Here is a 23,630-nt window from a genome sequence, read left to right as displayed (position 1 = left end):
TTCGTCCTGTGTTCCTGAGGCGGCGTCCCTGATCCTCATCGTCATTGTACGAGAGCCATCGTAGTTTGACATTTTCCGTACTACGGGGTCTATCGTACGAGCAGCACTTCAGCCCTGACGATTGGGAGGCCGCCGTGAGCGCGCTGTTCGAGCCCTGCACCCTGCGATCGCTGACGATCCCCAACCGGGTCTGGATGCCTCCGATGTGCCAGTACTCGGCGGCGCCCGAGGGGCCCGAGACGGGCGCCCCGCGGGACTGGCACTTCGCGCACTACGCGGCCCGTGCCGCCGGCGGCACGGGCCTGATCGTCGTCGAGGCCACCGCCGTCAGCCCCGAGGGCCGCATCAGCCCGTACGACCTGGGCATCTGGAACGACACGCAGGTACGGGCGTTCCGCCGCATCACGGACTTCCTGCGGAGCCAGGACACCGTGCCGGCGATCCAGCTCGCCCACGCGGGCCGCAAGGCGTCGACCGACCGGCCCTGGAAGGGCGGCGCCCCGGTCGGCCCCGACGCGCACGGCTGGCAGCCGCTCGCGCCCAGCGCCGTCGCCTTCGACGAGCGCCACCCCGTGCCGACGGAGCTCACCGTCGAGCAGATCCGCGAGGTCGTCACGGAGTTCGCCGACGCCGCGCGGCGCGCGCTGGACGCCGGCTTCGACGTCGCCGAGATCCACGGCGCGCACGGCTACCTGATCGGCGAGTTCCTCTCCCCGCACAGCAACAAGCGCACCGACGCGTACGGCGGCCCGTACGAGAACCGCACCCGCTTCGCACTCGAAGTCGTCGACGCGGTGCGGGCCGTGTGGCCCGAGGACAAGCCGCTGTTCTTCCGCATCTCCGCCACCGACTGGCTGGAGGAGGCGGGCTGGACCGTCGACGACACCGTGCGCTTCGCCCGCACCCTCAAGGAGCACGGCGTCGACCTGCTGGACGTCTCCACGGGCGGCAACGCGGCGGGGGTCAAGATCCCCGTCGGCCCCGGCTACCAAGTCCCTTTCGCGGCACGGGTGAAGGCCGAGACGGACCTTCCGGTCGCCGCCGTCGGCCTGATCACCGACGTGGAACAGGCGGAGAAGATCCTCGCCAACGGCGAGGCGGACGCCGTCCTGCTCGGCCGGGAACTGCTGCGCGACCCCTCCTGGGCGCGGCGCGCCGCGCGTGAGCTGGGCGGCGAGGTGCACGTGCCGGACCAGTACCACCGGTCCGTCTGAGGGAACGGCACGCCGCGTCGGGCGCCGCGCCCTCGACGCGGCGCCCGTCCGCGTACCCGGCACGCCGCCCGTCCGCGCGCCCGGCGCGGCGGCGGCGCTACCCCTCGGCCCCGGGGGTGATGAAGCCCGACTCGTACGCCGCGATCACGGCCTGCACGCGGTCGCGTGCGCCGAGCTTCGCCAGCACCGCGCTGACGTGCGTCTTCACCGTCTCGGTGCCCAGGTGCAGTTCGGCCGCCACCTCCGCGTTCGTCAGGCCGCGCGCGACGCACCGCAGGACCTCGCCCTCGCGGCCGGTGAGCGCGGCCTTCGCGAAGGCGTCGCGCGCCGAGGCGTTGCCGTGCGCGGCGGCGAAGGAGCGCAGCGCGGGCGGGAACAGCAGCGAATCGCCCTCGGCGACGATCCGCACCGCGTGCACGATCTCGGTGGGCCTCGCGCGCTTGAGCAGGAACCCGTCGGCGCCGGCGCGCAGCGCACCGTAGACGTACTCGTCCTCCTCGAACGTGGTGATGACGAGGATCTTCGGCGGGTCGGCGACCGTCCGCAGGACGGCCCGGGTCGCCTCGATGCCGTCCATCAGCGGCATGCGCACGTCCATGGCGACGACGTCCGGCCTCAGCTTCCCGACCAGGGGGATGACGGCCGCGCCGTCCGCCGCCTCGCCGACGACCTCGATGTCGGGCTGCGCCTCCAGGATGGCGCGCAGCCCGGCGCGCACGAGCGCGTCGTCGTCGACGAGCAGAACGGTGATCGGCATGCCGGTCACTGTAACGGCAGGGTGACGCGGGCCTCGCGGGAGTCACGATCCGCCTGGGGCGCGGGAGTTGCCTCCCCCGCGCGGGGGAGGACGTTCCCTCGGCCGGGGGAAGCGGCCCCTCCCCCGCGAACGGCAGGCTCGTCACCATGACAGCCATCGAAGTGAAGGACCTGAGCAAGGTCTACGGACGGGTGCACGCGGTCGACCGCCTCACCTTCTCCGTCCGGCCGGGCCGGGTCACCGGGTTCCTGGGGCCCAACGGCGCGGGCAAGTCCACCACCATGCGTCTGATGCTCGGCCTCGACCGCCCGAGTGCGGGCACCGCGACCATCGGCGGCCGCCCGTTCACGCGGCTCGACGAACCGCTGCGGCACGTCGGCGCGCTCCTGGACGCGCAGGCACCGCACGGGTCCCGGACCGCCCGCGGTCATCTTCTGGCTCTCGCGGCAAGCAACCGCATCCCCGGCCGACGCGTGGACGAGGTCCTCGAACTGACCGGCATCGCGAAGGCGGCGTCCCGCCGCGTGAAGACGTTCTCGCTCGGCATGCGCCAGCGGCTCGGCATCGCCGCGGCCCTGCTCGGCGACCCCCGGGTACTGCTGCTCGACGAGCCGTCGAACGGCCTCGACCCCGAGGGCATCATCTGGATCCGCGAGCTGCTGCGCACCCTCGCGAAGGAGGGCCGCACCGTGCTCGTCTCCAGCCATCTCATGGGCGAGACGGCGTCGTTCGCGGACCATCTGATCGTCCTGGGCAGGGGCAGGCTGCTGGCGGACACGTCGACGAAGGACTTCATCGCCGCGCGTGTGACACCGCGCGCCCGCGTCCGTACGACGGAACCCGCGCGGCTGCGGGAGGCGCTGGTGCGGCACGGCCACACCCCCGTCGCAGCGGACGGCGGGCGCCTGCTGATCGACGGCGCCGAGACCGATGCCGTCGGCCACCTCGCCGCCCGGGAGGGCATCGTGCTCCTCGAACTCGCCTCCGAGGAGGCCACGTTGGAGCAGGCCTACCTCGATCTCACCGCTTCCGCCACGGAATTCTCCGCACCCGCCCCGCAGGAGGCCTGACCATGTCCACCGCCGCCGTACTCCGCTCCGAGTGGATCAAGATCAGGACCCTGCGCGGGGCCGTGTGGTCACTGCTGGCCGTGTTCCTGCTGACGGCCGGATTCGCCGTGGCGGCCAATGCGGCGACCGGCGACTCCGAGGCGGACAGCGCCGACTTCGACGCACTGTTCACCGTCTTCCTCGGCCTCGACCTCGGTCAGATCGCGGCCATCTCCTTCGGCACGGCGGCCATGTCGGCCGAGTACCAGGGCGGCGCCATCCGCGCGTCGCTGACGGCGGTGCCGAACCGGGGCCTGTTCTACGCGGCCAAGCTCGCGAACGTGGCGGGACTCGCGCTGGCGATGGGCCTGGTGACGACGTTCGTGTCGTTCCTCGGCGGCAGCGCCTTCCTCGGCGACTCGGCCCTGGGCCCCGGCGACCCGGCCGCGCTGCGCGCCTGCCTGGGCGGGGCCGTCTACCTCGCCCTGATGGCCCTCTTCGCCGCCGGCCTCACGGCGGTCCTGCGCAGCGGCCTCGCCGTGCTGAGCATCCTGATCCCGTTCATCCTGATCGTCTCCATGGTCCTTGGTGAGACGTCCGGCTCCGTCGCGGACTACCTCCCCGACCGCGCGGGCCAGCAGGTCCTGTACGCCGACCCGCCGAGCGGCCTGGCCCCGTGGACGGGCCTCGGGATCACGGCCCTGTGGACGGGGGCGGCGCTCCTGGCGGGGTGGTGGTCGCTCCGGCGGAGGGACGCGTAGGGCGCGGGGCACTCGGGCGACGGCGCTACCGGGGGACGACGCGGTCGGACGCGGACCACGATCTTCCCCCTGCGGTGAGGACCGCTGCACTCGTTGTCAGCGATCCGCTCGCGCCCCTACAGTGAGAGGGCGCGAGGCCTCTTGGGGGCAACGTCTCAGCCGTTGCCCGCCATGTCGCTTCGTGACCGCGGCCTCTTGAGGGAACAAGGCGGCCGCCCAGCCCGTGCCGAGCAGCACCTGTGTGGTTCGAGGTCTCAACGAAGCCTTCGGTCGTCCGAAGGGCGCAGTCGGCGGGCACTGCGTCATGACAGGTGTCCGCCTGCCTTCGTTGGGATCTTCGCTCCCGGCGGAGTCCTCTCGGATGCGGCGGCTCGACCGTCCCCGGGAGGCGGTATGTGGGCCGTGCTGGAGCAAGTGGCCGTCGCGACGCCGATGATCTTTCTCTACGTCGTCGGACTCTTCGTCGTGATGATCCTGCTGTCACTCGTCATCAGCCTGCGCCGGGCGGACGCGGCGGAACGGCCGGAGATCATCCGCGCGTTGGCCGACCTGATGGCGTTCTGGAAGAAGCGCTGACACCCCGCCGCTCCCCGCGGTCTACTCACGCCCGCACGACGTCTTGGCCAGTGCCTCGAACTCGTCGTCGGTGGGCTTGTACTGCTGTTCGTAGCCCGCCACGCGCTCCGTGATGCTCGGGAAGTACGTGTGGAAGGCCATCGCCCACTCGGTGTCGAGGAAGCGCTTCAGGGCGTCGTTCAGCCGGCGGCAGTCCGCTTCGTGGCCCTCGCGCAGACCGATGCCGTAGAACTGCTTCTTCTTGACGGTGATGTTCCTGACCACCTTGACGTGTTTGCGGTAGCGCGGATCCCGCTCGAACCCCTCCAGGATGATCTTGTCGGTCCAGACCGCGCCGAAGTTGCCGCGGATCAGCTCCTTCACGCAGGACTTGTAGCTGTTGCGGAGCTCGGCCACCACGTTCGGGCCCAGCGCGTCGCGCACCGCCTTCTTCGCCTTGGCGTCCTTCTCGCTCTCGGGGTCACCCGTGGAGCCGCGCACGCTGCAGACCCGCTTGCCGTCGACGTCCGCAAGGCGCTTGATCCCTTTCTCCTTCTCGCGGACCAGCACTCCTTGATAGGTCTTGAGATAGGGCGCCGTGAAGTCGATCTCCTTGTCGCGAGGCGCGGTGATGGAGTACGTGGCCACCACCAGGTCCATGCTCCCCTCCGTCAGCACCTTCTCGCGGTTGCGGGACTGGACGTCCCAGTCCGCCGCCTTGAAGTCAAGGTCCGTGCTGAGGAACTGCACCAACTGCGCCTCGAACCCCGCGAAGTCGTCCTCCTCCTCGCTGCGCGTGCTGAATCCCGGTTGGCCCTTCTTCACCGCGACGTTGACCGTCTTCTTGTCGAACAGCGACTTCCCGGCGTCGGCGTCCTTCCCGTCCTTACGCGTCGGGGCCTTGTCGGCCGCCCGGTCCTCGCCGCCTCCGCCGCCGCACGCGGCCAGGACCAGGGCCGACAGGCACGCGGCGGTGACGAGGCGCGCGCGGGAAGACGCCCGGCGGGCTGCTGACGGCACTGTGCGGGGCATGACGCCCTCCTTCGGCTACCGGCGGTACTCCGCCTTCTTGAGCGTGAGTTTGACCCGGCAGTCGGCGTTGCCGACGAGCTGGATGTCGACCGAGACGTCGGGGCCCGGGTCGTCGAGCCTCAGGGTGGGGGTGAGCGTCTTCTCCAGCGGGACGGAGTGCGCCTTCTCGATGTCCCCGCCCTGGAAGCTCAGCTTTCCCATGCCCAGACACGGTGACTCCCCCGCCGCGATCTGCCTCGCGGTGAACGTCGCCTTCAGCTCGTCGTGGGAGCCCGGGTCACGGGCCACGACCAGCCGCGCCGTCGCCCCGGCGCCCACCATGTCGCCCTTCAGGCGCGCGTCGCCCAGAACGTCGTCGGGCTGCGCCGCCCGCACCCACCACAGGATCGCCCCGGCGACCACCGCGACGAAGAACGCGGCGAGGAACGTCAGCAGATGCTGCGTCACTTCCTGGCGCTCTTCGCGGCGCGCGAAGAACGTCATGGCGGCGGAGACGTACGCGATGAAGCCGCCCCCGGCGACGGTCAGCGCGGTCGCCGAGTCACCGATGACCGCGAAGACGATCAGGGCGACCATCACGACGAGATGCACGAGGAACAGCACCGCGAAGTAGCGACGGCCCTCGGGATCGGGCGCTTGGCCTCCCGCGTCCGCCCCGCGCTCCCGCGCCGGACCGCTGCCCGTCGCAAGGGGCTTCGACCGTGCGGCCACGTGGCGCCACCTCCCCGCGCGCGAGATACGTGTGGACGGAAAGGATGCCACAGAGGGTGATGGGATGGACCTCAACGTGCGTATGCCAGCGGGGAGTTCCGCTGCGGGCGTATCCAGAGGGATTCGGATGCGGGCGTATCCAGCGGGATTCGGACCGGTTGCCGCGGAAGGGGTTCTTACGGGACGTCTGCCCACGAGAGCACCCTCCGCGGGAGCACCTCTCACAGGAGGGCCTCGCGGAGGGCGGGCCTCTACTCCGGGACGGCCGCCAGAGTGAAGGAATGGCCCGCGGGATCGGAGTACGTGCGGGAGTCCCGCGGCCCGTTGGTGTCCTTGGTGTCGACCGGCCGCGCGCCGGGTACCCGTGGTACCCCGCACAAAAAGCCCGTGCGGCACGGTGCACGTGCGGGGGACCATGCCCCGATGAGACCGAACCCGGGCGAAGTTCTGCACTTTTCCGAGGACCCGTCCATCAGCGTGTTCCACCCGCACGTCGCCGGCACGGCGCGACAGCGCGAGCCGTACGTCTGGGCCGTCGACGCCGCGAACTCCCCCTCGTACTGGTTTCCCCGGCAGTGCCCGCGCGCCATGGCCTGGGTCACCGCCACGACCACCGCGGCGGACCGCCGCGCCGTGCTCGGTGCGGGGCGCGAACGGCGGGTGCACGCCGTCGAGTACGCCTGGGCCGAACGCTTCCTGACCGCCCGGCTCTACGCGTACCGGCTGCCCGCGGCCGACTTCGAGCCGTTCGGCGGGCCCGATCCGCACGCCTGGGTCGCGACACGGAGCGTGACTCCGCTCGGCCCGCCCGAGCCCGTGACCGACCTCCTCGCCCTGCATCAGGAGGCCGACATCCAACTGCGGTTCGTCAACGACCTCTGGGAGTTCTGGGACGCCGTCACCGCCGGCGGACTCGGCTTCAGCGGCATCCGGCTGCACAACGCCGCGCCGCCGCCCGGGCCCGCCTCCGCCCCCGCGCCCACCCCCTGATTCCGGGGCCGGAGACGGATTGTCAGACCCCTCACCTACTGTGATCGACATGGAAAGCAGGAGGTCTGGGAGGGGTCCTGTCATGGGCTGGGTCGAGACGGCGGGCGGGTACGCGGTCACCCTGGACGGCACGCGGGTGCTGTGCAGGAATTCCGCGGGGCGCACGCTGAAGCAGGTCCCCGCGAAGCTGCGCGAGGACGCCGAGGTGGTGCGGCTGCGCCAGCTCGCCGAGTGGCTGGAGCGGCACGAGCGGGAGTGTCGGGCGCAGGTGGACACCTGGCTGGTGCGCTCACTCCCCGTGCCCGCCGGGCTGCTCGCCCGGGTCTGGCCCGACGCGGCCTGGCAGGGGGCGCTGCGGGACCTGGTGGTGGCGCCGGTGGGGGCCGACGGCGAAGCCGACACCGAGCGCGCCGGGTTCCTGCGGGACGCCGACCCCGAGCGGGGCCTCGGCATCGTCGACCTGGACGGCGACTCGGTGCGGCTGGACGCCGAGCAGGTGCTGATCCCGCACCCGGTGCTCCTCGAAGACCTGGAGGACCTGCGGGAGTTCGCCGCCGAGCTGGCCGTCGAGCAGGGCCTGGACCAGCTGTTCCGCGAGGTGTGGCCGCGCCCGGACGACATCGACGGGGCGGCGCAGGAGTGGGGGGCGTACGCCAACGCCAAGTTCGAGGAGCTGCGCCACGCGACCACCCGCGCGGGGTCGTACGGATACCGCGTGCGCGGAGGTTACGCGGTGTGCCCGCTGACGGAGGACGGCCGCGCGCTGGAGGCGGCGTACTGGCTGGGGGACGACTACCCCGAGAGCGAGGCGTACACGGGCGGCCTGGAGTGGCGGGCCGCGGGAGGACGCCGGGTGCCGCTCGGCGAGGTGGGTCCTGTGGCCTGGTCGGAGGGCGTCCGCATGGCCGCCCTCATCCACGCGGGGCGCGTGGCCAAGAGCGAGCACGACGAGGACGGGGTGGAGCTGTGAGCACGGAACTGAAGCTGCTGGAGGCGGGCGCGGTGCTGCCGCCGGCCGGGGACGGCGCGGCCGGGGACACGCTCACCGCGCGGGCGTACACACACCCGGTGCTCGAAGGCCGCACGGTGGTGCGCCTGGTGCCGGAGGCGATCGGCCCCGCCGAGGACCTCGCCCTGGAGTACCTGGGCTTCGGCGCCGACGCGACGACGACGGTCGGGCGGGTGCAGCGCCAGTCGCTCGGCTTCCCTGCCTGGGCCCTGGTCAACGACCCGGCGAACGGCCGGCACGCGCTCGCCGTGGTCAAGGAGATGGAGCGCCTCGGGCGGCTGGTCGGCAGCAAGCCCGGCCACGCCAAGGAGGGCTTCGACGAGATCGGGGACCGCCTCGACCGCTCCGTGCCGCACTTCCTGCCGACGTACTACGAACAGGTCGCCCGGCTGTTCCTGGCGGCCGAGTCCGGCCAGCACGCCTCGGTGTTCTTCGGCAAGGCCCGCGCGGCCGAGCAGCGGCACGGCCTCGCGATCGACGAGGAGCGGCTGCGGGAGGTGTTCCTGGAGTTCGCGGGCGCGGGCGCGCTCAGCGGCAAGGTGCTGCGCGAGCACGCCAAGGGACTCGCGGCACGGCTGTCGGGCCAGGAGGCGTACGACCAGTTCAGGACGTTGTCGCTGCAGCGCTGCGCGGCGGGCATCGCCCCGTACGCCGGAATGCTGGAGGACCTGCGCCGCCTCGCGAAGAACGCGGGGCTCACGGCCCGCGCCGAGGAGTGCTCACTGCTCGCGGAGATCATCCACTCGGGCTCGATGACGCGCGCGGCCGGCAGCTTCTGGAAGTCCGCGCTGCCCGCGCTCGCCGAGCTCGCCGAGGCCGATCCGGCCGTGCGGCAGCGGCTGTTGACGCTGCTGCCGACCGCCGGGGGCGACTCCGCGGAGTCCTTCGACGAGGCCTGGCTCGCGCTCCTCGACCGGTGCGGGGCGATCGCGCTGCTCCTGGACGGATCGGCGAGCGCCGCGGAATGGCTGAGCGCGTGGGCGCGGCACCGGCAGCGCGGCTGGCGGGAGTCGAGCCGCCTCGCCGCGGAACTGACGCTGGTGGAGCGGCTCGCGCCGCGGCTGATCGAGGACGGCACGCCGGTGCGGATCGTCGTCGACCGCGGCTGGCGCTGCGAGGTGGACCTCGATCTCCTCGACAGCGCGCTCGCGGCCGGGGTGCCGGTCGCCACCCCGCCGAAGGAGGCGGAGAGCCTGGAGCTCCAGCACTGGCTGCTGGACGACAGCCCGGGGCGCAGGGATCTGACGGCGCTGGCCTCTGACCCCCGGTTCAGGACGCTGCTGCGGGCGGGGGTGGAGAGTCTGTCGAGCGTCGACGGGCCCGGCGCGGTGCCCTCGGCGCGGCTGGAGCGGGCCGCGGAGCACCCCGCGCTGCGCACGGCCATCGCGGACTGGCTCGCGCACCGCGCCGCGGATCTCGACCGGCCCGTCGGACTGCCGGGCCTGGACACGCTGGTGCGGAACGTCACGCGGTTCTCCAAGCCCGCCGTCCTCGCCACCGCGCCGGACGCGGTGGAGCGGATCGTGTCCTTCGATCCGGCGCCGGTCCTCGGCCGGACCCTGCGGACGGGCATCGTCGACGAGCTGGGCTGGCCCGCGCTGGAGGAGGCGCTCGGCACGCTCGGCGGCGTCAACAAGATGGCGGCCGGACAGCAGCAGTGGCCCCATCTCGCCGACCAGTGGTACAAGGCCGCCGACGCCTGGCCCGCGCTGATCGTCCGGGTCGGCCCCCAGGTCGCGCTCGCCGGTCCCGAAGGCCTCCTGGACCAGCGCACGCTGGCCCTGCCGGCGAAGTCCCCGGGACACGGCGAGCCGACGGTCCGGTTCGTCGACGGGCAGTGGCTGATCGCGTCGGGGTACGGCAACGACCGGCGCGCGGTGTGGTCCGGCAGCCCCGCCGATGTCTTCAAGCCGACTGGTCTCCAGGACAGTTGGTACGACGCGGGCACGGTGTCGTTGGCGCTCCCCGACGGCAGCCGCTGCTACGGCGGGCGGCCGGTGCACGCCGGGGACACCGCCTTCGCGGAACTGCGCCGTGAGATCGCCTCGGACGGCGTCTCCCACTGGGTGCTGCACGAAGGACGGTGGCACGAGTACGACCCCGCGACCGCGCGCCGCGGCCGTGCCTCCGTACCCGCGTTCTTCGACGCGGCCCTCGTCGGCAGTGGTCCGGGCACAAGCCTGGACGAGGGGAACTGCCGACTGCTGCCCGTGCAGGCGGGCCTTGAGGGCTCGCCGTTCGGCAGCAAGGACGGGCTGCTCGGCTGGTGGGTGACCCTGGACGAGAAGTCCGGGGCCCGCACGGCCTGTTCCGTCGACGGTACGCGCGGGCCCGCGACGACGGACGGCCTGCCGACCGCGCCCCTGCGTCTGCCCGCGGGATCGGTGCTCCACCCGGTGCGGCTCGGCTGGAACCAGTCGGTGATCGAGCTGCGGGACGTGGACGGCATGGCCGTCGCCCGGGTGCAGATCGGCGACCGGGGCAGCGCGTATGCGGCGGGCACCCGTTTCGTGCCGCCGCTCTGGTACTGGCACGCGCTGCGGCCGCGCGACGAGCGGGGCTCCGAGGCGCTGCGCGCGGTGACCGACGCGGACGCGGCGGCCCTGCTGGCCGCCGTCCAGGGCGGCGAGAGCGCCGAGGCGGCCGTGGCGCGGCTGCTGCCCGCGGTCACGGACGAGGCGCTCGCCCGGGGTGTGGCCGGGCTCGTCGAGGAGACCGCGCGCTGCGCCAAGCGGATCGGCGTCCTCGCCGAGCGGGCCCGCCGGCTCGGCGACGCACGGGAGGACGACGCCGGGGCCCGTGTCCGGCACGCGTTCGACGGCGCGCTGCGCGAGGCCGCCGAGGGCCTGACGGGACCACAGCACTTCTACGGCACGTACCGCTACTACGGCCGGGGCGACCAGTCCACCACCGCGATCGAGCAACTGGCGGCGCTGGGACGGGCCCTGGGCACCGATGCGCCCGCCGGCAAGGTGAAGCTGTCCGACACCGCCGTGGCCTGGCTGACGCTCACCGGCCCCGGCATGGTGGCGCTCGGCCTGCGGGCCGCCTCACCGACGACGGACGACGCGCACCGGGCCGCCCTCCTGGAACTCCTCGACACCGTGCTCCAGGTGCGGGCCGACGACGGCGCGGTGCTGGTCGACCCGCGCGGACGCCTGCGTGCGGTGGAGCTCAAGACGTCCCACAAGGCCAGCCCCGAGCGGCTCGGCGAGGTCCTCGTCGACGGGGCACGGCGCATGCTGATCGTGTCGTGCCTGCGGGTGGAGGGCGACAACGCGTTCTGGAGTGGCATCGAGTACGACCCGTCGGGCGCCTTCGGCGCGTGGGACGACCTCGCCCTCACCGCCTCCCATGTGTACGGCTCCGCGGCGGACCCGTGCCGGGCGCCCGCGCTGCGGCGGCTCGTCGCGCTGGTGCGGGAGCGGGGAGCGCTGCCCTACCGTCCGGAGCAGGCGGTGGAGTTCGCCGAGCGCGTCGGGGTGAACCCGGTGGCCGGAGCCCTGCTGCTGCTCGGCCTGCCGGGTCTGCAGGGGTACGGCAGGGAGACCCTGCTCTCCGCCGAACTGCTGAAGCCGCTGGGCGCCAAGAGCGCCGAGGCCAAGGCGGCGCGGGGTGCGCTGCACGACCTGCCGCTCGCCCAGCGGCAGATGTTCACGGCTGCCCTCGTGCCCCTCGCCCCGGAGCGCGTCGAGGAGTTGTGGACCACCGGCTTCACCCTGGACGACGTCGCCGAGCTGTGGCTCTCGGCCCGCGGCAGGCACCGCGTCGCCCCGCCCGAGCTGATCGCCCAGGCCGTCGCGGAGATCGGCCCCGGCCCCATCCTCGACCATGTGCTCAACCCCGAGACCCGTCCCGAACTGACCGGGCGCACCGAGCAGACACTCGACGACACCCTGGGGCCGGAGGATCGCGAGGCCCTGCTCCAGGGCAGCGCCCTGGCTCCGTACGTGAACATGCTGAGCTGGCTGGCCTACCGCCTGCCGTACGGCGATCCCCTGCGCGCCGTGCTGCCCGAGACCCTGCGGATCCTGCGGGAGCGGCTCGCCGACCCGGGCCTCCTCCTCGACCTGCGGGTGAGCTGGGGCACGGACGGCAAGACGACCGGAGGACGCGTGCGGGAGGCCTTCGGACTGCCGCCGCGCGGCGGGGAGGACGACCGCGGCCTGGTCGAGGCGGGCCCCGCCCTGGTCCTCGCGCCGATGCGGCACCGCGCCGAGTGGGACGCGGTGTGGGTACGCCCCGAGGCGCTGCTGCCCGGGGCGGAGCAGGGCGGCACGGACCATCCGGCGCTGACGCTCCTGTCCGGTCTCGTGGCGCACAGCGACCCTCTGCGGGCCCTGCGGACGCTGGTCGGCGAGGAGTTCGAGGTGCTCCTCACCGCCGACGGGCCCGCGGGGGCCCCGCAGCATCCGCTGATCGGCGCACCGGACGTCGTCGCGGCGGCGGTGGACCGGTTCGGCCTCTCGGAGGACGCGGCGGTGATCTATCTGATGCTGCTCGCGCTGCCCGACCCGACGGACCGCCGCCAGGCGGCCTGGACGGGCTGGAAGCCGGCCCGGCTCAAGAAGGCCCGTGCCGAACTGGCCGGCACGGACCTGGTGGTGGAGGCCAAGCGGTCCCGCGCGGGCCGCTCGCTCTTCCTGCCCGGCGGCTGGGTCGACCGCAAGTCCCCCTATCTGCCGGTGGAGACCTGGAAGGTCCCGCTCCTGCCGGAGACGAACGGCAGCTTCCAGGTGCCGGACCGCCCGGTGCCCGAGCTGTACGCGCGGGCGTGGCAGCGGGTCGTCGACGGCGACGGTCCGGGCTACGAGGAGTTCAAGGAGCGGAGCGGCCGCAGGGGAGGCAGGCGATGACGGGCCGGCGGACGGAGAAGGGACGAGGGGCCATGGGTGCGGGGCACACGGCGCGGCAGATGGAGCTGCCCGAGGACCGTTACGCGCAGGAGCTGGAGTTCCTCGCCGCATACGACGAGGGGCCGCGGCCGCCCGGCTGGCGGCTGACGCCGCGCGCGGTGGTGCTGTTCGTCTGCGGTTCGGACGGCGAGGAGCTGCGCGACGGCGCGGGGCGGGCGCTGGCCGTGACACGGAAGTTCGTGGGGGACCGGCAGCTCGTGGAGCGCTGTGTGGTGACGCTCGCGGGCGAGCGCGGGCTGCTGCTCGTGGGCGAGCCCGGCACCGCCAAGTCGATGCTGTCGGAGCTGCTGGCCGCGGCCGTGTGCGGCACCAGCGCGCTCACCGTGCAGGGCACCGCGGGCACCACGGAGGACCAGCTGCGCTACGGCTGGAACTACGCGATGCTCCTGGCCAAGGGTCCCAGCCGCGAGGCCCTCGTCCCCTCGCCGGTGCTCACCGCGATGGCGCGGGGTGCGGTGGCCAGGGTCGAGGAGGTCACCCGGTGCCTGCCCGAGGTGCAGGACTCCCTCGTGTCGCTGCTCTCGGAACGCCGCATCTCCGTACCGGAGTTGGCGGGTCAGGAGGGCGCGGACGGCACGGTGCACGCGGTGCCCGGCTTCACCCTCATCGCCACGGCCAACCTCCGCGACCGGGGTGTCTCCGAGATGTCCGCCGCCCTCAAGCGGCGGTTCAACTTCGAGACGGTCGGCCCGATCGGCGACCTGGCCGCCGAGACGGATCTCGTGCGGCGCCAGGCCACGGCGGCCCTCGCCCGTTCCGGTGCCGCCTTCTCGGTGGACGACACCGTCCTGGAGGCGCTGGTCACCGCCTTCCGTGATCTGCGCTCGGGGCGCAGCGCCGAGGGCTGGGAGGTGGAGCGGCCCTCGACGGTCATGTCGACGGCGGAGGCGGTGCAGGTCGCCACGTCCATGGGGATCGGCGCCGCGTATCTCGGGGACGGCCGGGACGTCGTGCGGACGCTGCCGGGCCATCTGCTCGGCACCGTGCGCAAGGACGACCCCGCCGACCACGCGCGGCTGCTCGGCTACTGGGACGGCCCGGTGCGGCGGCGCGCGGAAAGCGGTGCGGGGCTGTGGCGGACGCTGTGGGAGCTGCGCGATGACCTCGGGTGAGGGGGCTTCGGAGACTGGGGTGGCCACTTCTGACGCCGGGGCAGACGCTTCGGGTGGGGAGATCGCCGCGGAGGCGGCACTCATCGAAGCGGGCGGCCCCGGGGACGCGCTCGCCGAGCTGGCCGGGTGCCGTGCTCCGTTCCTGATCGGGGTGCGGCACCACTCCCCCGCGCTGGCCGCCGCGATGCCCGGACTGCTGGCGGCCGTGGATCCCGAGGTGCTGCTCGTGGAGCTGCCCGAGGAGTTCGCGCCATGGCTGGAGCACCTCGGGGATCCGGCGACCGTGCCGCCGGTGGCGCTGGCGGGCAGTGGTGAGGCGGGCGGACTCGTCTTCCTGCCGTTCGCGGAGTTCTCGCCGGAGCTGGCGGCGATCCGCTGGGCGCGGGAGGCGGGGGTGCCGGTCGTGCCGTTCGATCTGCCGCTGGCCCAGCGGGAGTTGACGGAAGAGCGGGACGACGAACGGGAAGGGACACAGGGGCGGACCGAAGAGCGGGAAGCAACGCAGAGCCGGGCCGACGAATCACCTGCCGCCCTGCCCCCGTTCTCGTCACCGTCCCCGGTTTCGGGGCGCCTGGTCTCCGCGCTCCGCGCGCGGGCCGGGCTGCGCGCGGAGGACGACCTGTGGGACCGCCTCGTCGAGTCGGCCGCGCCCGGCGGCACGGCGGAGGCGCTGCGCAGGGCGGCGCTGCTGGTCGGCTGGGCGCTGCGGACGGACGGCGGGGAGGTGACGGCGTACGACCTGGCCCGTGAGGCGCACATGCGGCGCCGCCTCGCGGAGCACGCGGGGCGGCGATCGGTGGCGGTGGTCGGGGCGTTCCACGCACCGGCGTTGACCGGGCCGGACGACGACGGTTCGTCCACCGCTGGGCCCATGGGTACGGGGACCGGAGAGCGGAGGCACGAGAAGCACGCGAAGCAAGAGCCCGGCGAGCAGGTGACCACATCCCTCGTGCCGTACTCGTATCCGCTCCTGGACGAGCGCTCCGGGTATCCGGCGGGAATCCGTGACCCGGAGTGGCAGCGGGGGGTGTTCCGGGCGGGCGGGGACGCCGGACGGATCGACGAGCTGCTGACCGTCACGGCCGTGCGCGTCTGCGCCGCGATCCGTGCGGCCGGTCACCCCAGCGGGCCCGCGGACGCGCGCGAGGTGGTCCGGGTCGCCCGGGACCTGGCCGCACTGCGCGGCCTGCCCGCGCCGGGGCGCGGCGAGCTGGTCGAGGCCGTACAAACCGTGCTGACGCAGGGGCAGTTGCTCGGACGCGGGCGGGTCGTGGCGGCGGCCATGGAACAGGTCCTCGTCGGGGACCGGCGGGGGCGGCTCGCGCCGGGGACGCCCCGGTCGGGGCTCGGGCCCGCCGTGGAGGCACTGCTCGGCGAGCTGCGGCTGCCGGATCCCGACGCGCCCGCACGGCGCGAGCTGCGGCTCGACCCGCACCGCTCCGAGCTGGACCGTCGGCGCGAGATCCTGCTGCGCCGCCTCGCGGTCTGCCATGTGCCGTACGGCGAGGAGGGCGAGGTCGCCGGGGTCGGCGAGGCCGCCGCGCTCACCACGCGCTGGACCGTGGAGTGGTCGCCGTCGACGGCGGCCATGCTGGATGCCGCGGGCGTCCACGGCGTCACCCTGGAGCAGGCCACGGCCGGCCTGCTGCGCCGACGCCACGCGAACGACGTGCGCCACGGCGGACCTACGGCGGCGCAGGTGCTCTCGGGCCTCGCGGACGCCGCGCACTGCGCGCTCCCCGGGCTGGCCGGTGAACGGCTCGGGCAGATCGCCGAGTTGCTGCCCGCCTCCGGAACCCTGCCCGAACTGCTCGATGGGATCGACCTGTTGAGCGGCATCGAGGCGGGCCGGTGGCCGGGCCTTCCGCCGAACTGGCGGGCCGACGAGGTGGCCGACGCGCGCGAGGAGCTCGGCGCGGCCGGGGCGCGGGCGCTCGACGGGCTGGCCGGATCCACCGACGTGGCCGACGCCCGCGCGCTGGTGGACCTCGCCGTGCGGGCCGGTGACGGGGGCGGCGGTCTGCGGCTCGCCGCTGCCCTGGCCCGCCTGGACGCGGAGGGCACACCGCTGATCCGGGGCGCGGCGGGCACCGCGCGGGTGCTGCTCGGACAGGGGGACGCGGCGGAGTTCGGTGTCCGGCTCGCGTCCCGCGTGGACGGCGCGGAGACGCCCCGACTGCGCGCGGACCTCTCCTCGTTCCTCCAGGGCGCGCTGGTCGCGGCGGGATCACTCCTGGAGACGGGCCGCGCACTGGACCCCCTGCTCGAACGGGTCGAGGCCCTCGGCGACCGTGCCTTCCTCGACCGGCTGCCCGCGCTCCGCGGCGGCTTCGACACGCTCTCCCCCGCCGCCCGCGCACGGATGCTCACGGCGGTCGAGGACCGCACGGGCCTCTCCGCGGACGAGCTCCCGGCGGCCGTGGGCGACCCGGCGCTCCTCGCGCGGCTCGCGGAGGCGGACCTGGCAGGGCGGGAGGCGCTGACGGCGGCGGGCCTGATCGACGGGGCGGCGGGGACGTACGCGGAGACAGCGAGCACCATCGACGGGACGGCGGGAACGTACGCGGAGACAGCGGCCCCCGCCCTCTCGGACACCGCTTCTCCTGGGGCAGCCGCACCTTCCGCGGACACCGCATCCCCCTCACCCGTCACTCCCCCCTCGGACACCTCGGCCTCGGGCTCACCCTCATCCGCACTCGGCGCCCACGAGCGCTGGCGGCTCCTGCTCGGCAGGGGGCGCGGCCTTGACGGGCGGGCGGGGCGACTCGCCGTCGCGCTCGACGAGCTGTACGGGAGCGGGCGCGGGGAGGGCTCCCGCGGTGAGTACGGCTCCCGGGGCGGGAGCGGGCGCGGCGGCGGTACGGAGGCGCCGTACCCCGATGTGCGCGGCTGGTCGGAGGAGCTGGCCGCGCTGTTCGGCCCCGGAGTACGGGAAGAGGTGCTCGCCGCGGCGGCCGACGCGGGGCGGATCGACGCGGCCATGGAGCTGGACCCCGCGACGGCGCGGCCCTCGGTCGAGCTGCTGCGCACCGTCCTGTCGTACGCGGGAGGCCTGCCCGAGAGCCGGCTCGCCCTGCTGCGTCCGCTGGTGGCGCGGCTGGTGAAGGAGCTGACGGAGGCGCTGGCCAACCGCATGCGTCCCGCGGTGACCGGGTTCGCGCACCCCCGGCCCACGTCCCGGCCCGGCGGCCCGCTGGACCTCGCGCGCACGCTGCGCGCCAATCTGTCGACCGCGCGCCGGGATCCCGTGACGGGAGCGGTCACGGTGCTGCCGGAGCGGCCCGTGTTCCGCACGCGTTCGCGCAAGTCGGCGGACTGGCGGCTCGTGCTGGTCGTCGACGTGTCGGGGTCGATGGAGGCATCGACGATCTGGTCGGCGCTCACCGCGTCCGTGCTCGCCGGGGTGCCCGCGCTCAGTACGCACTTCGTGGCCTTCTCCACGGAAGTCCTCGACCTCACCGACCAGGTGGACGATCCGCTCGGCCTGCTCCTGGAGGTGCGGGTCGGCGGCGGCACCAGCATCGCGCGCGGGCTGCGGCACGCCCGGTCCCTGGTGACCGTGCCGTCGCGCACGCTGGTGGTGCTGATCAGCGACTTCGAGGAGGGCGGGGGCGTCGGACCACTGCTGTCCGAGGTGCGGGCGCTGGTCGACGCGGGCTGTCACGTACTGGGGTGCGCCTCGCTCGACGACGAAGGACGGCCGCGCTACTCGGCCGGTGTGGCGGGGCGGCTGGTGGCCGCGGGCATGCCGGTGGCGGCCCTCAGCCCGCTGGAGCTGGCCCGTTGGGTCGGCGAACGCATGGGAGGGACGACCCGATGACGACAGCGCCCGCGCTGCCTCCGGTGACCGCCGACGTGGCGGCCACCGCACTCGATCCACTGCCGGCACGGCTGCGCAAGCGTGTCGACGGGGCGGTGGCCAAGGCCGAGGCCTGGCCGGTCGACGTCACCCGGGGCGAGGACGGCGTCGTGGTCCGCGCGGTGATCAGTGTCGACGACGACACGGCGGTGACCCTGAGCGCCACGCACGGTGTCGTCGCGGCGGCGGACGACGCGACGTGCACGTGTCTGCTGGCGCCCGCGTGTCTGCACCGGGCGGCGGTGCTGTTGCGGGCGCCGCTGGCACAGGAGCGGGAGGCGCCGCCGGCGGTGGAGCCAGGAACTGCGCCGGCGGAGGAGCCAGGAGCGGCGCCCGGCCCCGGGGAGGAGGCGCCCTCCCCGGGCCCCGAAGCGTCAACCTCCGGGCAGACGACGCCAACCACGCCCTCCCGCGAACCCGAACCAGCACCAGCACCAGCACCTACCGCCACTCCCACCACCACCCCCATCTCCCCCTCCCCCTCCACCCCCACACCCCTCACCCCACCCCAATCCACCGCCGCCCACACCCTCTGGGCCGCCACCGCCGACGTCCTGGTCGCCGGGGTGGGCGGTGCCGGTGCCGTGCATCGCGCGCGGCTGCTGCACGCGGCGCACGCGGCCCGGCTCCTCGGGCTGCACCGCTCCTCCGCGGCGGCGGTCCGCGTGGCGCGGCGGCTCGGCGAGGCCGCCGCCGACGATCCGGGGTTCCGGCTCGCCGAGCTGGCCGGGGAACTCACGGAACTGCTGCACGTACTGCGCGGGTTGCGGGCGACGGGGACCGCGGACCCCGCCCTCGTCGGGACCGTGCGCCGCGCCTACCGGCCCGAGCGGCCGCTGCGGCTGCACGGCCTGTTCACCGAGCCGGTGGTCACCGCGTCCGGCTACGCGGGAGCGGTGGCCCACGCGCTCGCCCCGGACGGGCGGCTGCGCACCCTGTCCGACGTCGCGCCCGGCGGCCCCGACCGCGTCCGGCAGGCGACGGGTTCCGTCGTCCCCGGCGGCTGCTCGCTCTCCCTGCGCGAACTGGGCGAGGGCGGCGGCGTGATCCTCACCGCGCCCACCGTCTCCGCGGACGGCCGCGTCGGCGCGGGCGGCACGGTGCGTTCCGTCACGGCCAAGGGCGCCGACTGGGACGAGGACCCTCTCGACGCGCTCTGGCAGCGGGCGCCGCACGTGCAACTCGCCGACGCACTGGCGTGGTTGAGCCTGCCCGTCGACGAGCGGACGTCCGCCGGCGGAGATCTCGTCTTCCTCCGGGGGACGCTCACCCCGGCCGGTCTCGCCGTCACCGGCGGCCCCACCCTGCGCCTGCTCGCCCCGGACGAGCGGCCGGAGCTGCCGTACGCGGAGAACCTGCGTCTCCTCATGGGGTGGTCCGGCCTGTCGATACGTGTCGTGGCCCGCGTCGCGCCGGACCGGCCGGGCGGCGTGCTCGCCCTGGCCGCCACCTGGCCGGGCAGGGACGGCCTGCCGTTCCGCGTCGACCTGGGCCTGCGCCGCCTCGACCGCACCCACCTCCCCGCGCGAACCCACGCGCCCCCGCCCCCGCACCCGGACCCGGAGGCGTCGCCCGCACAGCCGGTCGGCGACGTGCCCGCGCTCCCCATGGAGCTGGGCCTGCTCCGCCGTGCCGTGGACCGTGCGGTGGCGGGCGGCCGGGCGGTCGCCGCGACGGACACGGACGGTGAACTCCCGCGCCGCCTGCGGGCGGTGGGCCTGGGGACGGGAGCGCTGTGCGCCCGGCGCCTCGCGGACACGGCGGCCGACCGCACCCACGACGTGCTCGGCCGACTGCGCCCCGCCGACCCCGACGCGTACGCCGAGGCCTGGCTCGCGGCCTCGCTCTACGCGACGGCGGCCACCGCCTCCCTGCTCACCGCCGCCTGGACGCCCCCCTCATGGACGCCTCCTGCATGAACGCCCACGGCCTGAACGCATCCCGCAGGGCGCCTACTTCATCCACTCCGCCTCGTACTTCGCGTAGGTCCCGTCGTGCGTCGCCAGATGCGTGAACTGGTCGACGTACTCCTTGAAGTCGTCGTCCCCGCGCGGCGTCGCGTACGCCTTCTCCGAGAAGGTGAAGGGCTTGTCGGGGTGGAGCGAGCACAGTTCGGGGTGGATCTTCGACTGGTAGAGCGTCTCGCTCGCGTCCGTCATCATCACGTCCGCGCGCCCGTCGATGATCTCCTGGAAGATCGTCGTGTTCTCCGGGTGGAGCTTGATCGTGGCCTTCTTGATGTGGGCACGGGCGAACTGCTCGTTCGTGCCGCCGGGGTTGACGACGACGGTCGTGCCCGGCCTGTCGATGTCCGCGAGTGCGCCCGCCCCGAACTTCTCCTTGTCGGCGCAGCGCACGATCGGCGTCTTGCCGTCCTCGCGGGTCGGCTCGCTGAAGTACACCTGCCGGGCGCGCGGCAGGGTGATCGAGACGCCGCCGACGCCGATGTCGCAGCGGCGCGCGGCGACGTCCTTGGTGAGGTTCGCCCAGGTGGTGGCCACGAACTTCGGCTTGGCGTCGAGGCTCTCGGCGAGGTCGTGCGCCATCGTGATGTCCACGCCGCTGTACGTCCCGTCGGCGGGGTCCAGCTTGGTGAACGGGGCGTAGTCGCCGGTCGTGCAGACCTTGAGGACGCCCTTCTTCGGGACGGTGTCCAGGAGGCTTCCGTGGTGCCGGTCCGGCCGCTCGTCCGGCCGCCGCGCCGCGTCGGGCGAGGCCGGCGCGGCGGCGGTGACGGCGAGCAGACAGACCAGGGCGGACAGGGTGGCGGCACGCTTCACGGGGGCTCCTCTGCGCTACGGGCGGCTCGAAGGGATCACCTTCGCAGACCCGTTCCCGCCGCTGAACCCCCTTCTCACGGAGCGAGCGGCGCCAGTCGCGCGGGCGTGAGGTCCGGCGCCTCGCCGTCGTACGCGTCGGCGTCGAACGGGTACATCGGGCGCTCGACCCGGTGGTGTCCGAGCCGGGGCAGGTCCTGGTCGACGCCGCCGGGCGTGAGGGCGAGGAGCCAGTCGGCCGCCATGTCGTGGAGCTCCGGCTCCAGATAGCCGATCTTCACGACGACGAGGTCGTACGTACGCGGGTCGATGCCGAGGCCGCCCTCGCGCGGGCCCATGAAGTCCGCGAGGGTGTGGAACGGCTTGCGGCGCTCGACGAGGATCACGGTGAGGCCGCCGGTGCGCACGGCCGCCATGTCGACGCCGCGGTCGTACGCGCCGCCCTCCGCGCGGTCCTTCTGGTCGGTGGCGCGCTGCAACGCGACGACGGTGCCCGTGAGTTCGTACGGTCCGCCGTGGTTCGCGTCGACCTTGCCGCCGACGCTCAGCGTCACCTCGGCGCCCACGCCCGCCTCGAAGCAGCGGGCGACGGCGACGGGGTCGGTGATGCCGGGGTGGACGGCGCTGACGCGCCCGGCGCGGATCGCGTCGTTCTCCAGGAGCCTGCCCAGCATGTACGCGAGGTCGCCCGCGCCGCCGGCCGTCGGGTTGTCGCCCGAGTCGCTGATGAGGAAGGGACGCCTGTCCGAGGCCACGGCCCTTTCGATGCACTCATCGGCGTCGCCCGTCGGACCGACGAAGACGAAGTCGTGGCGGGCGTCCCAGTAGCGGCGGGCGAGCTTCTCGGCCTCGGCGGCGGCGCGTTCGGCGTCGTCGCCGGTGACGACGATGGCGGCCTGGCAGCGCGGTTCGTCGGCCCAGGCGTAACCGACCCACATCGCGGCGTCGAGGATGCCGGGCAGCTTCTCGATCTCGGCGAGCGAGGCGTAGAGGGACTTGGCGGGCTCCAGGCGGGTGCTGGTCTTCTCACCGGGCAGCAGGACGGGGACCTGGACCCAGGCCCGGTGCGGGCGGGTGCCGTCCAGGAGAGAGCGCACGAGGTTGCGGGCCGCGCGTTCGCGGGTCTCCCAGGCGTCCTCGTGCGGGGCGAGGCGGTGGGCGGTGAGCAGGTCGACCGGCTCGGCGAAGCGGCGCGAGACGTTGCCGTGCAGGTCCATGGCGGTGGAGATCATCGGGCGTCCGGTGCCGTCCGGGGTGCCGACGGAGTCGAGGGCGGCGCGGACCGCCTCGGTCAGATCGGCCTCGGCGTCGGTGAGGCCGATGACGCTCATCGCGCCGTGGATGTCGTACACGAGGCCGTCGAGGGGGCCCGCTTCGCGTATGCGGGTGACCAGTTCGTCCTTGAGGACCAGATACGACTCCGCCTCCACCGGACCGCCGGGCAGGGAGGTCGCGTGCAGCAGGGGCACCCATTCGACGGTGTCGGCGAGGTCGGAGTCCGGCTGGGTCCAGGTGTAGCGGCTGAGGAGGTCCCGGCCGCGCGTCTGGCGGAAGTCGTCCGTGGTGGAGCGGTGCGGGCAGAACGTGGACGACTCGATGCCGATGCCGCCGATGCCGATGCGCAGGCGGCGGGGGTGCGCGGAGGGGGTCATGCGGGTGCACTCTCTTCCTGGGGTGCGGGGGCGGTCGGGAGGTGGCGGCGCAGCGCGGTGAGGCCCGCGCCGAGCAGGCCCGCGTCGACGCCCGTCACGGTGGTGGTGATCTCCAGGTCGGCGGTGGCGACGGGCAGGCAGCGCTCGTAGAGCACGCCGCGCACGGCGGCGACGAGCGGTTCGGCCGTCGCGAGGACGCCGCCGAGGGCCACGGCCTGGGGGTTGAAGAAGTTGACGACGACGGACAGGACGGTGCCGATGTGCCGTCCCGCGGTGCGCACCAGGGTGGTGGCCTGCGGGTCGCCGTCCGCCACGAGCCGCAGCAGATCGGTGGTGTCGCCGACCGCGACGCCCTGCTGGGCCAGTTCGCGGATGAGGGCGGCGCCGCTGGCGACGGTCTCCAGGCAGCCGATGTTGCCGCAGCTGCACGGCCGGTCGCCGGCGGCCTCGACGCGGACGTGGCTGATGTCGCCCGCGCTGCCGTTGGCCCCGTCGTGCGGGCGGCCCGCGGAGATGATGCCGCTGCCGATGCCGCGCCCGGCCTTGACGACGACGAGGTGCTCCAGGGCGGGGCGGGCGACGCGGTGTTCGCCGACGGCCATCATCGTGGCGTCGTTGTCGACGGTGACGGGGATGCCGAGGCGCTCGGCGAGGACGTCACGCAGGGGGTAGCGGTGCCAGCCCGGCATGCGGGACGGGCTCAGGACGCGGCCGGTGGAGGGCTCCACGGGGCCGGGGAAGGCGACGCCGAACGCGCGCACCGTGCGGCCCTCGGCGCGCTGGCGCTCGACGATCTCCTCGACCTGGCCGCAGAGCCAGTCGACGGCGGACTCGGGGCCGGCGGTGATGTCGTGCGGCAGGTCGACGGCGTCGGAGACGGCGCCCCCGAGGTCGACCACGCCGAGCCGCGCGTGATGGCTGCCGAGGTCGGCGGCCAGTGCGACGCCGCCGTGCGCGGCCACCCGCAGCAGGCGCGGCCTGCGCCCGCCGCGCGAGGCGCCCTCGCCGGACTCGGTGAGCAGCCCGGCCTCGACGAGTTCCTGTACGCGCAGGGAGACCGTGGAGGGGGCGAGGCCCAGCTCGCGCACGAGGTCGGCCCGGGACGTGGCCGCGCCCGAGGAGACCAGGTGCACGATGTGCTGCGCCGAACCTGGTTCGCCGAGTGGTGTTCCGGCCATGCCGCCCCCATTTACTTCGAAGCTTTCGTTCGAGAACGGCATGAACTCTAGATCCGGT

Annotated in this window: 16 protein-coding genes and 1 pseudogene; 10 read left to right on the top strand and 7 right to left on the bottom strand. The window is 74.0% G+C overall.

Annotated elements, in window-relative coordinates; translation table 11 throughout:
• Nucleotides 1-134: 134 nt before the first annotated feature.
• Nucleotides 135-1,214, top strand: a complete 1,080-nt coding sequence (locus AB0L89_RS15895) for an NADH:flavin oxidoreductase/NADH oxidase (protein ID WP_365140566.1) — start codon at nucleotides 135-137, stop codon at nucleotides 1,212-1,214.
• A 97-nt stretch (nucleotides 1,215-1,311) separates the two neighbouring features.
• Here AB0L89_RS15895 and AB0L89_RS15890 read toward each other — a convergent pair whose 3' ends face one another.
• The gene (locus AB0L89_RS15890) at nucleotides 1,312-1,971 is read right to left on the bottom strand and encodes a response regulator transcription factor (protein WP_365140563.1); all 660 of its coding nucleotides are present in this window, start codon (nucleotides 1,969-1,971) and stop codon (nucleotides 1,312-1,314) included.
• A 146-nt stretch (nucleotides 1,972-2,117) separates the two neighbouring features.
• Here AB0L89_RS15890 and AB0L89_RS15885 point away from each other — a divergent pair, with 146 nt between their 5' ends.
• From AB0L89_RS15885 to AB0L89_RS15875, 3 genes are all read left to right on the top strand, one after another.
• A complete protein-coding gene (locus AB0L89_RS15885; RefSeq protein ID WP_365140560.1) occupies nucleotides 2,118-3,041 on the top strand; it encodes an ATP-binding cassette domain-containing protein in 924 nt (307 codons plus the stop codon).
• Nucleotides 3,042-3,043: 2 nt separating this feature from the next.
• Nucleotides 3,044-3,781, top strand: a complete 738-nt coding sequence (locus tag AB0L89_RS15880; protein WP_365140557.1) for an ABC transporter permease — start codon at nucleotides 3,044-3,046, stop codon at nucleotides 3,779-3,781.
• Between the two features lie 393 nt (nucleotides 3,782-4,174).
• Nucleotides 4,175-4,357, top strand: a complete 183-nt coding sequence (locus AB0L89_RS15875) for a hypothetical protein (RefSeq protein WP_365140554.1) — start codon at nucleotides 4,175-4,177, stop codon at nucleotides 4,355-4,357.
• 21 nt (nucleotides 4,358-4,378) lie between these two features.
• On the opposite strand, the gene AB0L89_RS15870 is transcribed toward AB0L89_RS15875, so the two are convergent.
• From AB0L89_RS15870 to AB0L89_RS15860, 3 genes and pseudogenes are all read right to left on the bottom strand, one after another.
• On the bottom strand, nucleotides 4,379-5,368 hold the full coding sequence (locus AB0L89_RS15870; RefSeq protein ID WP_365140551.1) for a transporter substrate-binding domain-containing protein: 990 nt from the start codon (nucleotides 5,366-5,368) through the stop codon (nucleotides 4,379-4,381).
• Nucleotides 5,369-5,383: 15 nt separating this feature from the next.
• The gene (locus AB0L89_RS15865; protein ID WP_365140548.1) at nucleotides 5,384-6,079 is read right to left on the bottom strand and encodes a hypothetical protein; all 696 of its coding nucleotides are present in this window, start codon (nucleotides 6,077-6,079) and stop codon (nucleotides 5,384-5,386) included.
• Between the two features lie 251 nt (nucleotides 6,080-6,330).
• A pseudogene (locus tag AB0L89_RS15860) lies at nucleotides 6,331-6,435 on the bottom strand (VOC family protein); the annotation flags it as partial.
• Between the two features lie 67 nt (nucleotides 6,436-6,502).
• Between AB0L89_RS15860 and AB0L89_RS15855 the strand changes: the two are divergent.
• The 6 genes from AB0L89_RS15855 (at nucleotide 6,503) to AB0L89_RS15830 (ending at nucleotide 19,884) form a co-directional block, all read left to right on the top strand.
• Nucleotides 6,503-7,069, top strand: a complete 567-nt coding sequence (locus tag AB0L89_RS15855; RefSeq protein WP_365140546.1) for a DUF6886 family protein — start codon at nucleotides 6,503-6,505, stop codon at nucleotides 7,067-7,069.
• An 82-nt stretch (nucleotides 7,070-7,151) separates the two neighbouring features.
• Nucleotides 7,152-8,039, top strand: a complete 888-nt coding sequence (locus AB0L89_RS15850; protein WP_365140543.1) for a DUF4132 domain-containing protein — start codon at nucleotides 7,152-7,154, stop codon at nucleotides 8,037-8,039.
• Entirely contained in the window at nucleotides 8,036-12,934 is a 4,899-nt protein-coding gene (locus tag AB0L89_RS15845; protein ID WP_365140540.1) for a hypothetical protein, read from the top strand. The genes AB0L89_RS15850 and AB0L89_RS15845 overlap by 4 nt, the downstream gene beginning before the upstream one ends.
• Nucleotides 12,935-12,966: 32 nt before the next feature.
• Nucleotides 12,967-14,106: an AAA family ATPase gene (locus tag AB0L89_RS15840; RefSeq protein ID WP_365140537.1), complete on the top strand. Its 1,140-nt coding sequence runs from the start codon at nucleotides 12,967-12,969 to the stop codon at nucleotides 14,104-14,106.
• 82 nt (nucleotides 14,107-14,188) lie between these two features.
• On the top strand, nucleotides 14,189-17,926 hold the full coding sequence (locus tag AB0L89_RS15835; protein WP_365141059.1) for a DUF5682 family protein: 3,738 nt from the start codon (nucleotides 14,189-14,191) through the stop codon (nucleotides 17,924-17,926).
• Nucleotides 17,923-19,884 carry a hypothetical protein gene (locus tag AB0L89_RS15830; protein ID WP_365140534.1) on the top strand — a complete coding sequence of 654 codons (1,962 nt, stop codon included), beginning with the start codon at nucleotides 17,923-17,925 and terminating at the stop codon, nucleotides 19,882-19,884. The genes AB0L89_RS15835 and AB0L89_RS15830 overlap by 4 nt, the downstream gene beginning before the upstream one ends.
• 33 nt (nucleotides 19,885-19,917) lie before the next feature.
• On the opposite strand, the gene AB0L89_RS15825 is transcribed toward AB0L89_RS15830, so the two are convergent.
• The 3 genes from AB0L89_RS15825 to AB0L89_RS15815 form a co-directional block, all read right to left on the bottom strand.
• A complete protein-coding gene (locus AB0L89_RS15825) occupies nucleotides 19,918-20,745 on the bottom strand; it encodes a transporter substrate-binding domain-containing protein (RefSeq protein WP_365140531.1) in 828 nt (275 codons plus the stop codon).
• Between the two features lie 74 nt (nucleotides 20,746-20,819).
• Nucleotides 20,820-22,394: a M81 family metallopeptidase gene (locus AB0L89_RS15820; protein ID WP_365140528.1), complete on the bottom strand. Its 1,575-nt coding sequence runs from the start codon at nucleotides 22,392-22,394 to the stop codon at nucleotides 20,820-20,822.
• Nucleotides 22,391-23,572 carry an ROK family transcriptional regulator gene (locus tag AB0L89_RS15815; RefSeq protein ID WP_365140525.1) on the bottom strand — a complete coding sequence of 394 codons (1,182 nt, stop codon included), beginning with the start codon at nucleotides 23,570-23,572 and terminating at the stop codon, nucleotides 22,391-22,393. The genes AB0L89_RS15820 and AB0L89_RS15815 overlap by 4 nt, the downstream gene beginning before the upstream one ends.
• Between the last annotated feature and the right edge of the window lie 58 nt (nucleotides 23,573-23,630).

Origin of the sequence: Streptomyces sp. NPDC052114, from assembly GCF_040680155.1 — a bacterium.
Taxonomy (GTDB): Bacteria; Actinomycetota; Actinomycetes; order Streptomycetales; family Streptomycetaceae; genus Streptomyces.
This window is presented reverse-complemented; position numbering and strand designations above follow the sequence as displayed.